Origin of the sequence: Streptomyces sp. SudanB5_2050, assembly GCF_964272335.1 — a bacterium.
GTDB lineage: Bacteria > Actinomycetota > Actinomycetes > Streptomycetales > Streptomycetaceae > Streptomyces > Streptomyces rochei.
This window is the reverse complement of the sequence record NZ_OZ186760.1, coordinates 6,832,032-6,843,406: the sequence shown is the minus strand read 5'-3', so window position 1 is coordinate 6,843,406 and position 11,375 is coordinate 6,832,032. Positions and strand designations below refer to the sequence as shown.

Below are 11,375 nucleotides of genomic sequence, written 5' to 3'. Positions count from 1 at the left end.
CGTCCTGGTCGTCGTATCGGTTCCGGTCCTTGTCTTCGCCCTCGCGATCGAGGTCAGTCCAGCGACGTCAGCCAGTCGTCGATGACCTCGGCCGTGCGGTGCGCCTTGGACTCGACCATCGTCAGGTGGTCGCCCTCGACGTCGACGACGGTGTGAGCCGTGTCCCAGGAGGTGCGCCAGGCGTCGGTGGCGGTCGTCGTGTCCGCGTCGCCCGCCCAGTCTCGGGGCCGGGCGAAGAGGATCGGTGCGGTGATGCCGTCGAGGTCGCAGTCCTCCATCAACTGCCCGTACCAGGCCATGGCCGTCAGGCGGGCGTTGGTGAACGGGCCGAACAGGGCTTCCTTCTCGAAGAGACCGGCGAACATCTGGGCGATCAGCCCGACGAGGCCCTCGGTCTTCGGATGGTAGGTGTCCAGCAGGACGACCGCTCGGGGACCGGTACCGGTCTGCTCCAGGAAACGGGCGGTGGCGTGCGCGAAGATTCCGCCCGCCGAGTAGCCCAGCAGGACGTAGGGCTTGTCTCCGGCCGCCGCGCGAATCTGCTGGGCGCAGCCCTCCACCACGGTGGCGAAGGTCGCCGGGAGGCTCTCGTTGTCGGCGAAACCCGGCAGCGGGACGGCGGAGACGTCCCGTTTGCCGCGCAGCGCCCCCGCGATCCGCAGGAACTGGTGGGCTCCGCCCATGGCCGCCGGTGACGGGAAGCAGAACAGGGCGGGGTCCTGCGGTCCGCTCGCCAGCCGGACGGCGGAGGGCAGCTCGGGCAGATCGGCCGGGGTGGCGTACGTAGGACGCAGCCCTGCGGCCAGGTCGAGGATGGCGACGCCCTGGTCGAGCATGTCGCGGTCGATGGCCTGGCGGAACAGCGCGCTCAGTGATTCCCCCGCCGCGTCGCGTCCCCGCCCGGCGGGGTTCCCCTCACCGCTTCCCGGAAGCGCTGAGCCGTGCCCTCCCTCACCCGTGTCCGTACCCGCCTGCGACGCGGTCTCCGTGAGGATCCAACCGGCCAGGGCGCGGGCGCTGGGGTGGTCGAAGACGATGGTGGCGGGCATCGGGATGCCCGCGGCACTCTTGAGACGGTTGCGGAGTTCCACCGCCCCGAGGGAGTCGAAGCCCATCTCCAGGAAGGGGCGGTCCGGTGCGACGGCCTCGGGACCGGCGTGACCGAGCACCGCGGCCACATGGGTGCGGACCAGGTCGACCACGGCGTGCTCACGGTCCTCGCCCGACAGTCCGGCGAGGCGCTGGGCGAGCGACGGTCCCTGGGCGATGCCGGTGGCGGCCGCGGTTCGGGCCGCACCACGGCGCGCGGCGGGCGCGGCCGTCTGCACCAGCCCCAGCAGCAGGGACGGAACTCCGTCGGCGCGCTCCCGGATCGCCATCGGATCCAGATGCGCCGGCAGCTGCGCCGGGACGGGGCGTCGTACGGCGGTGTCGAACAGTTCCAGGCCCTCGTCGGCGGTCAGTTCGGTCATGCCCCAGCGACGGATGCGTTCGATGTCCACGGGTTTGAGGCTCCGGACCATGCCGTGGCCTTCCCCCCACAGGCCCCAGGCCAGGGCGTGGGCGGGCAGTCCGAGGGCGGCGCGGTGTTCGGCCAGTCCGCCGAGGAACAGGTTGGCGGCGGCGTAGTTGCCCTGACCCGGACCGTCCACCACACAGGAGGACGAGGAGAACATGACGAAGGCCGTGAGCGGCAGGTCGCGGGTCAGCTCGTGCAGGTACCAGGCGGCGTCGGCCTTGGGGCCGAGGACATGATCGAGGTACTCGGGGGTCAATGCGCCGGTGACGGCGTTCGCGGCGACACCCGCCGTGTGGACGACGCCGGTGAGCGGGTGCTGCGGATCGATGCCGGCGATCAGTGCGGCGAGTGCGTCGCGGTCGCCGACGTCGCATGCCTCGATACGGACGTCGGCACCCGACGCGCTCAGTTCGGCGGCCAGTTCCGCTGCGCCCTCGGCCTCCGCTCCCCGTCGGCTGACGAGGAGCAGGTGACGGACACTGTGCTCGCCGACGAGGTGGCGGGCGACGAGGCTGCCGAGGCCGCCGGTGCCCCCGGTGATGAGCACCGTGCCGTCGGTGTCCCAAGGAGCGGGCCCGTCGTCGGCGGGTCCGTTCCGGCCGGCGCGGGACAACCGGGGAACCAGGAGCCGGCCGCCACGGATCGCGAGTTGCGGTTCACCACTGGCCACGGCGGCCGGAAGGGCGGCCAGCGAGCGGGGGTCGTCGTCGAGGTCGACCAGAAGATGGCGGCCCGGGTTCTCGGCCTGGGCCGAGCGGACCAGGCCCCATACGGCGGTCCCCGGCAGGTCCGCGCCGGGGTCCTCGCCCGGCTGTGCCGCGACAGCGCCCCGGGTGACGACCAGCAGGCGGGACGCTTCGAACCGTTCGTCCGCGGCCCACGACTGCAGCGCCGCGAGCACGGACCCCGTCGCGGAGCGGACTCTGTCCGGCATGGGCGCGCCGGAGTCGGTGACACAGCCGAGCACGGCGACGGCCGGCGGCTCCGCCGACCCGTCGGACGCCGTCGCCAGATCCGGATACCCGAGCCCGAGGACGTCCGGTCCGAAGCACGCCCACGGGGCCGCGCCGGAAGTGTCCAGGTCGACGGCCACGGAGGGGCCCGGCAGCCAGCTCACCTCGAAGAGGGAGCGATGGACGGCTGCGGAACGGCCACTGAGCTGCTCGGGCGCGATCGTCCGGGCGGCCAGCGACTCCACGGTGACCACGGGGGCGCCCGTGCTGTCGACGGCATCCAGACGCAGCCCGGCACCGACTCCGGTCACGCGGACCCGGAGCATCGAGGCGCCCGTCGCGTGCAGGCGCACACCGTTCCAGGCGAACGGAACGGACGGTGCGGTGTCCGACTCCTCTTCGAGGAAGCTGGTGTGCAGCGCGGCATCGAGCAGCGCCGGGTGCAGTCCGTAGCCGGTGGCGTGGTCCGACGCGTCGTCGAGCAGGGCGACTTCTCCGTACAGGGCGTCGGAGTCCCGCCATGCCGCACGCAGGAGGCGGAAGGAGGGACCGTATTCGAGGCCCTTCGCCTCGAGTTGTGCGTAGAAGCCGTCGAGCGGGAGGGCCTCAGCACCCTCGGGCGGCCAGACCTCCATCCCCGTCGGCCCCGGCAGCCCCGCCTCCACCGCCAGCAACCCCTCAGCATGCAGCGTCCACTCCCCCTCACCGGCCACACCCTCGACCCGGGAATGCACCCGCACCGACCGACCGCCCCCACCACCCGGACCATCGACCGCCACCTGCACAACCACCCCACCACGCTCCGGCACCACCAACGGCGCATGAAGCGTCAACTCCTCCAACAGACCACAACCCACCTCATCACCGGCACGAACCGCCAACTCCACAAACGCCGTACCCGGCAACAACACCGCACCCAAAACCCCGTGATCCACCAGCCACGGCTGCCCCTCACGCGACAACCGCCCACTGAGCACCACCCCACCCGACACCGGCAGCTCCACCACCGCACCCAGCAACGGATGCCCAGCCACCTCCAAACCCGCCAACCCCACATCCACACCACCAGCACCACCAGAGCCAAGCCAGTAACGCTGACGCTGGAAGGCATACGTCGGGAGGTCGACGGTGCGGGCACCGCGACCGGCGAAGAACGCCTCCCAGTCGACGGTCACGCCACGGGTGTGCAGCTCGCCGAGGGTGGTGACCAGCTGGCTCGCCTCCGGACGGTCGCGGCGCTGGGACGCAAGGAAGACAGCGTCGTCGCCGCAGCCGAGTCCGACGAGGACGGCCTGCGGGCCGACCTCCACGAACGTACGTACGCCCTCGTCCTCCAGAGTCTGGATGCCGTCGTGGTAACGGACGGTCCCACGGACATGACGGACCCAGTACTCCGGGTCCTGAAGATCACCCGGCTCAGCGAGCCGGCCGGTCACGTTCGACACCACCGGGACAACCGGCGCGTGATAAGTCAGCCCGGCGGCGATCTTTCCGAACTCCGCCAGCATCGGCTCCATCAGAGACGAGTGGAAAGCGTGGGAGACCTTGAGCCGGGTGGTGCGCTCGAAATGGCCAGCCACCTCCGTGACCGCCTCCACAGCACCCGAGATCACCACAGACCGGGGGCCGTTCACAGCCGCGATGTCCACACCGTCGATGAGATGCCTGCGGACGTCGTCCTCGCTGGCTTGTACGGCGATCATCGCGCCACCGTCCGGAAGCGCCTCCATCAGCCGGGCGCGGGCGGCCACCAGCGTTGCCGCATCCTCCAGGGACAGCACACCGGCCACATGGGCAGCGCTCAGTTCGCCCACCGAATGCCCGGCCACCATGTCGGGGCGCACACCCCACGACTCCAACAGTCGATACAGCGCCACCTCCTGGGCGAAGAGGGCCGGCTGCGTGAACCCTGTCCGGTCCAGGCCCTCGCCGTCCCACATCACCTCACGAAGGGGAAGCCCGAGAGCGTCGATCACCTCGTCCAGCGCCTGCGCGAACACGGGGAACGCGTCGTACAGCTCGCGCCCCATCCCCGCACGTTGGCTGCCCTGCCCGGAGAACACGAACGCCGTCCTGCCCTGCACCGGCGTCCCACCGGAGACCAGTCCCGCGAGCCCGCTCAGCAGTTCCTCGCGATCCCGGCCCACGACGACAGCCCGGTGCTCAAACACGCTCCGGGCCGTGGCCAGCGAGAATCCCACGTCCAGCGGCGACAGTTCTTCGCGTACTGCAACGTGCTCGGCCAGGCGGTCGGCCTGGGCCCGCAGGGCCGCCTCGTTACGTCCCGACAAGACCCACGGAACGACCGGCAGCGGCGCCGCAGCTTCCTCTTCTGTCTCTTCCTGAACCGGAGCTTCTTCCAGGATGACGTGCGCGTTCGTCCCGCTGATACCGAAGGACGACACACCCGCCCTGCGCGGACGCCCGTCGCTCGCCCACTCCCGGGCTGCCGTCAGAAGCTCTACCGCCCCTTCCGACCAGTCGACGTGCGGTGACGGCTCGTCCACGTGCAGCGTGCGAGGCAGCACACCGTGCCGCATCGCCATCACCATCTTGATGACACCGCCCACACCCGCAGCCGCCTGCGCGTGCCCGATGTTCGACTTCAGCGACCCCAGCCACAACGGCGCACCACCGTCCGGCCGCTCCTGCCCGTACGTGGCCAGCAGCGCCTGCGCCTCGATCGGATCACCCAGCGTCGTCCCCGTGCCATGCGCCTCCACCGCGTCCACATCCGCGGCACTCAGCCCCGCAGCCGTCAACGCCTGCCGGATCACCCGCTGCTGTGACGGACCGTTCGGCGCCGTCAACCCGTTCGACGCACCGTCCTGATTCACCGCCGAGCCCCGCACCACCGCCAGCACCCGGTGACCGTTGCGCCGCGCATCCGACAGACGCTCCACCACCAGCACACCCACACCCTCGGCCCAGCCCGTGCCGTCCGCACCGGCCGAGAACGCCTTGCACCGCCCGTCAGGAGACAGACCACGCTGGCGACTGAACTCCACGAAGGTGTCCGGGGTCGACATGACGGTCACGCCGCCGACGAGGGCCAAGGAGCACTCACCGCGCCGCAGCGCCTGGCCGGCCAGGTGGAGACCGACCAGTGACGAGGAGCAGGCGGTGTCCACCGACACGGCCGGGCCCTCCAGGCCGAGGGTGTAGGAGACGCGGCCCGAGATGATGCTGCCCGCGCTCGCACCGGTCGGGTAGTCGTGGTACATGACGCCGGCGAACACTCCGGTGGCCGTGCCCTTCAGGGCCGAAGGCCGGATGCCCGCGTGCTCCAGGGCCTCCCAGGCCGTCTCCAGCAGCACCCGCTGCTGCGGGTCCATCTCTTCGGCCTCGCGCGGGCTGATGCCGAAGAAGTCCGGGTCGAACTCGGCGGCGTCGTGCAGGAAACCGCCTTCCTTGACGTACGTGGTGTACGGCCGCGTGTTGTCCGGGTCGTAGAGGCGGTCGGTGTCCCACCGGCGGTCGGTGGGGAAGTCGGTGACGCCGTCCCGGCCTTCTGCGACCAGCCGCCAGAGGTCCTCGGGTCCGGTCACGCCGCCCGGGTACCGGCAGCCCATGCCCACGATCGCGAGCGGTTCGTCGTCCGTGTCGGTGTGCTGCCGGCGGGATCCGTCGGACGCGGGGGTCGTACGCTCACCGAGGTCGGTCAGCTGGTCGAGCAGGTGCCGCGCCAGCGTGGTGATGTCGGGGTAGTCGAAGACGAGCGTCGCCGGGAGCCGCAGGCCGGTGGCCGAGGCCAGTCCGTTGCGGAACTCCACCGCGGTGAGGGAATCGAAGCCGAGCTCCTGGAAGGGCCGGTCGGTGTCCACGTCCGTACCGGAGGCGTAGCCGAGTACGCCGGCGGCGTGGGATCGGATCAGCTCGCCGACAGCGGGGAGGCGTTCCTCCGCGGGCAGGCGGCTGAGGCGTTCGGCGAAGCCCGTGGTGCCCGGCGCGCGTCCTGCCGCGGCACGGCGGCGTGCGGTGGTGCCGTCCACGAGTCCCTGGAAAAGGGCCGGGAGTTCTCCGTCCGGTCCGCTCCGGGCGCGTACGGCGTTCAGGTCGAGCCGTGTCGCCAGCAGTGCCGCGGCGGACGCCTCGACGGCGGTGTCGAAGAGGGCGAGACCCTCGTGCGCGGCGAGCGGCAGCAGGCCGGAGCGGGTGAGACGGGAGCGGTCCCGGTCGGCGAGACCGCCCGCCATGCCCGCCTCCGCCGCGCGGTCCACGTCCCACGGCCCCCAGGCGAGCGACTGGGCCGGCAGCCCGAGTACGGAACGGCGGTGATGGGCGAGGGCGTCCAGATACGCGTTGGCAGCGGCGTAGTTGGCTTGTCCGGGGGCGCCGAAGGTGCCGGCGACCGAGGAGAACAGCACGAAGGCGGTGAGTGGCAGATCACTGGTGAGGCGGTGCAGATGCCATGCGGCGTCGGCCTTGGGGCGCAGTACGCGGTCGAGGCGCGCGCCGTCCAGGGACGCGAGCACTCCGTCGTCCAGGACGCCGGCGGCATGGACGACGCCTCGCAGGGGGTGTTCGTCCGGGACCTGCGCCAGCAGTTCGGCGAGCGCGTCCGGGTCGGCCACGTCGCAGGCGGCGACGCGGACGTCGGCGCCGAGCCCGGTGAGCCGGCTCCGCAGGTCGTCGGCGCCGGGGGCGGCCGGGCCTCGGCGGCTGATCAGCAGCAGGTGTCGGACGCCGTGTGCGGTGACGAGGTGTTCGGCGACCAGAGCACCCAGGGCGCCCGTGGCTCCCGTGATCAGTACGGTGCCGTCGGGGTCGAAGACCGGGAGTTCGGCGGTGGCGGCTCCAGGTGTCGGGCCGTCCCCCGGGCGGAACCGGGTGAGACGGGCGCCGAAGGGCACACCTGCGCGGAGCAGCAGTTCGGACTCGGTCGCGCCCGCGAGCAGGGGGAGCAACGCGAGGGAATCGGGGTGACCGTCCAGGTCGGCCAGGACCACGTGGTCGTCGTTCTCGATCTGGGCGGAACGGACCAGGCCCCAGGCGGCCGCACCGGCCGGGTCGGTGGCGTGGTCTTCTCCCGGACCGGCGACGGCACCGCGGGTGGTGACGACCAACGTGGTGTCGCGGAAGCGGTCGTCGGCAGACCAGGTCTGCAGGAACTCCAGTACCTGCTGGGTGAGGCGGCGTGCGGCCGCCGCATCAGGACGCCCGACGCCTTCCTCCGGGGCACAGTCCAGTACGACCACGCCCGTCGTCTCACCCAGCGGGGCGAGGTCGCTCAGGGAGCGGACCACCAGGGGCTCGGACGTGGCTCCGGTCTCCGTGGCGAGCTGAACGGGAGTCCAGTCCAGCCGGAAAAGGTCGTCGCGCCGCGGCTTCGGGGCCGACTGCGCCCCGAGGCTCACCGGGCGAACGGCCAGGGAGTCCACGGTCGCCACAGGAGCGCCCTCCGCGTCGGCGACTTCCAGCGTGACCGTGGAGGGCCCGGTGGGCCGAAGACGTACCCGTGCTGCCGAGGCACCGGTCGCGTGCAGGGTCACCCCGCTCCACGCGAACGGCAGCCGTGGACCACCGTCGCCACCGTCCTCGTCACGGGCGGTGGCGTCCAGCGCCATCGGGTGCAGGGCGGCGTCGAGGAGCGCCGGGTGCAGCCCGAACTCCTCGGCCTTCTCGGCGACGTGCTCGGGCAGGACCACTTCGGCGAACAACTCGTCACCACGCCGCCAGGCGGCACGCAGCCCCTGGAACGCGGCCCCGTAGCGCAGTCCGTGGGAAGCGAGAAGGGAGTACGCGTCGTCCACGGGCAGCGGTTCCGCTTCCGCAGGCGGCCACTCGGCGAGCGCACGGCTGTCCTCGGGTGCACCGACGGCAGCGGGCCGCAGCACTCCGGAGGCGTGGCGGGTCCAGAACACTTCGGCGGCGGGATCGTCGGAACGGGAGTAGATCTCCACGATCCGCATCTCCGTGGACGCCTCGTCCCCTGCCCCCGGGTGAGGCTCGCAACGGGTGATGACCTGGAGGATCGCACCGGTGTCCTCGGACAGCACGAGCGGCTCTTCGAGGGTGAGGTCGTCGAGGACGGGGAAACCGGCCTCATCGCCGGCACGGATCGCCAGCTCTACGAACCCGGTGCCGGGGAAGAGAACGGTGCCCGCCACGGCGTGATCGGCCAGCCAGGGGTGGGCACTGAGCGAAAGCCGCCCGGTCAGGATCACCTGCTCGGAGTCGGCCGAGCGCACGGCGGCGCGTACGAGGGGGTGCCCTGCCGGCTCCAGCCCCGCGGCGGAGACGTCGGCGACGGCATCGGGGGCCTCGAGCCAGTAGTGCTTGTGCTGGAAAGCGTAGGTGGGGAGGTCGACGGTGCGAGCGCCGCGACCGGCGAAGAACGCTTCCCAGTCGACGGTGACACCACGGGTGTGCAACTCACCCAGCGCGGTGACCAGCTGAACCGCCTCAGCACGGTCGCGGCGCTGGGACGCCACGAACACGGCGTCCTCGCCGCAACCGAGTCCCGCGAGGACGGCCTGCGGGCCGACCTCGACGAAGGTCCGGACGCCTTCACCCTCCAGGGTCCGGATGCCGTCGTGATAGCGGACGGTGCCACGGACATGACGGACCCAGTACTCCGGGTCCTGAAGATCACCCGGCTCGGCGAGCCGGCCGGTCACGTTCGACACCACCGGGACAGCAGGCGCGTGATAGGTCAGCCCGGACGCCACCCGACGGAACTCATCGAGCATCGGCTCCATCAACGGCGAGTGGAAAGCATGCGACACCTTCAGCCGGGTGGTGCGCTCGAAGTGGCGGGCCACCTCCGTAACAGCCGCAACGGCACCCGAGATCACCACAGAACGCGGCCCGTTCACAGCCGCGATGTCCACACCGTCGACCAGACACGCCCGGACTTCCTCTTCCGTGGCCTGTACGGCGATCATCGCCCCGCCGTCCGGCAACGCCTCCATCAGCCGGGCGCGGGCGGCTACCAGGGTTGCCGCGTCGGCCAGGGACAACACCCCGGCCACATGCGCGGCCGCCAGTTCACCCACCGAATGCCCGGCCACCATGTCCGGCCGCACACCCCACGAATCCAACAACCTGTACAGCGCAACCTCGTGAGCGAAGAGAGCCGGCTGCGTGAACCCCGTACGGTCCAGCCCTTCCCCCTCCCCCTCCCACATCACCTCCCGCAACGGCAGCCCAAGCGCCTCGACCACCTCGTCCAGCGCCCGAGCGAACACCGGGAACGCGTCATACAGCTCACGCCCCATCCCCGCGCGCTGGCTCCCCTGCCCGGAGAACACGAACGCCGTCCTGCCCTGCACCGGCGTCCCACCGGAAACCACCCCGGCGAGCCGCTCAGCAACTCCTCGCGGTCCCGGCCCACCACAACAACCCGGTGCTCCAGCACGCTCCGCGTCGTAGCCAGCGAGAATCCGACATCCAGCGGCGACAGGTCATCCCGCCCGGCCACATACCCGGCCAGCCGCTCCGCCTGCGCCCGCAACGCACCCTCACCACGTGCCGACAACACCCAGGGGGTGACGGAGAGTTCGGGGGCGGCGTTTTCGTTCTCCGCCGGAAGGGGGGCCGACGTGTCGGCGGGGGCCTCTTCGAGGATGACGTGGGCGTTGGTGCCGCTCATGCCGAAGGAGGAGACACCTGCGCGGCGGGGGTGGCCGGCTCGGTCCCAGGGGCGGGCCTCCGTCAGAAGCTCGACCGCGCCCGCCGACCAGTCGACGTGCGGCGAAGGCTCCTCCACGTGCAGGGTGCGCGGCAGCATCCCGTGACGCATCGCCATCACCATCTTGATGACACCGGCGACACCCGCGGCCGCCTGCGCGTGCCCGATGTTCGACTTCAACGAGCCCAGCCACAACGGACGCTCCCGCGACCGCTCCTGGCCGTACGTGGCGAGGAGCGCCTGCGCCTCGATCGGGTCACCCAGTGTGGTCCCCGTACCGTGCGCCTCCACGGTGTCGATCTGGTCGGCGGGCACCCTGGCGTTGGCGAGGGCCTGCCGGATGACGCGTTCCTGCGCGGGGCCGTTGGGCGCGGAGAGGCCGTTGCTGGCGCCGTCCTGGTTGACGGCCGACCCGCGCAGCACGGCCAGTACGTCATGACCGTTGCGGCGGGCGTCGGAGAGCCGTTCCAGGACGAGGACGCCGACGCCCTCGGACCAGCCCGTGCCGTCCGCGTCGGCGGCGAAGGAACGGCACCGCCCGGAGCGGGAGAGGGCGCCCTGGCGGCTGAACTCCACGAACATGTCGGGGGTGGACATCACGGCGACGCCGCCGGCCAGGGCCAGGGTGCACTCCTTCTGCCGCAGTGCCTGGGCCGCCAGGTGGAGGGTGACCAGGGAGGAGGAGCAGGCGGTGTCCACCGTCACCGAGGGCCCCTCCAGGCCGAGGGTGTAGGAGACGCGGCCGGAGACGATGCTGCCGGAGATGCCGCTCATGGCGTAGTCGTGGTACATCACTCCGGCGAAGACGCCGGTCGGCGTGCCCTTGAGGCCGGTGGGCGGGATGCCGGCGCGTTCCAGCGCCTCCCAGGAGGTTTCGAGCAGCAGCCGCTGCTGCGGGTCCATGGCCTGGGCCTCGCGCGGGCTGATGCCGAAGAACTCCGGGTCGAAGGCGGCGGCGTCGTACAGGAAGCCGCCCTCACGCACGTAGCTGGTGCCCGGGCGGCTCAGCGCCGGGTCGTAGAGCCGTGCGGTGTCCCAGCCGCGGTCCTCGGGGAATCCGGAGACGCCGTCGCGGCCCTCGGCCACGAGCCGCCACAACTCGTCGGGGCCGGTGACGCCGCCCGGGTAGCGGCAGCCCATCCCGACGATGGCGATCGGTTCCCGGGCTGCCGTGGTGAGCTTGCGGACCTGTTCCCGCAGTCGTTCCGTCTCCTTGACCGACGAGCGGAGCGCCGCGACGATCTTCTGTTCCTTGCCGGTCGTCGTCACG

General features: G+C 71.6%; 2 protein-coding genes. Both read right to left on the bottom strand.

Going from position 1 to position 11,375, the window contains the following annotated elements; all coding sequences use genetic code 11:
- Window positions 1-53: 53 nt before the first annotated feature.
- A complete protein-coding gene (locus tag ACFZP7_RS30015) occupies window positions 54-9,692 on the bottom strand; it encodes an SDR family NAD(P)-dependent oxidoreductase (RefSeq protein ID WP_385637016.1) in 9,639 nt (3,212 codons plus the stop codon).
- Complete coding sequence (locus ACFZP7_RS30010; protein WP_385637014.1) at window positions 9,602-11,374, bottom strand: type I polyketide synthase; 1,773 nt, start codon at window positions 11,372-11,374, stop codon at window positions 9,602-9,604. Before ACFZP7_RS30010 ends, ACFZP7_RS30015 begins: the two co-directional genes overlap by 91 nt.
- Window position 11,375 lies beyond the last annotated feature (1 nt).

Coding starts and splice junctions, on each gene's coding strand:
- ACFZP7_RS30015 (WP_385637016.1), bottom strand. CDS start 9,692: ATGGGGCGTGAGCTGTATGACGCGTTCCCGGTGTTCGCTCGGGCGCTG.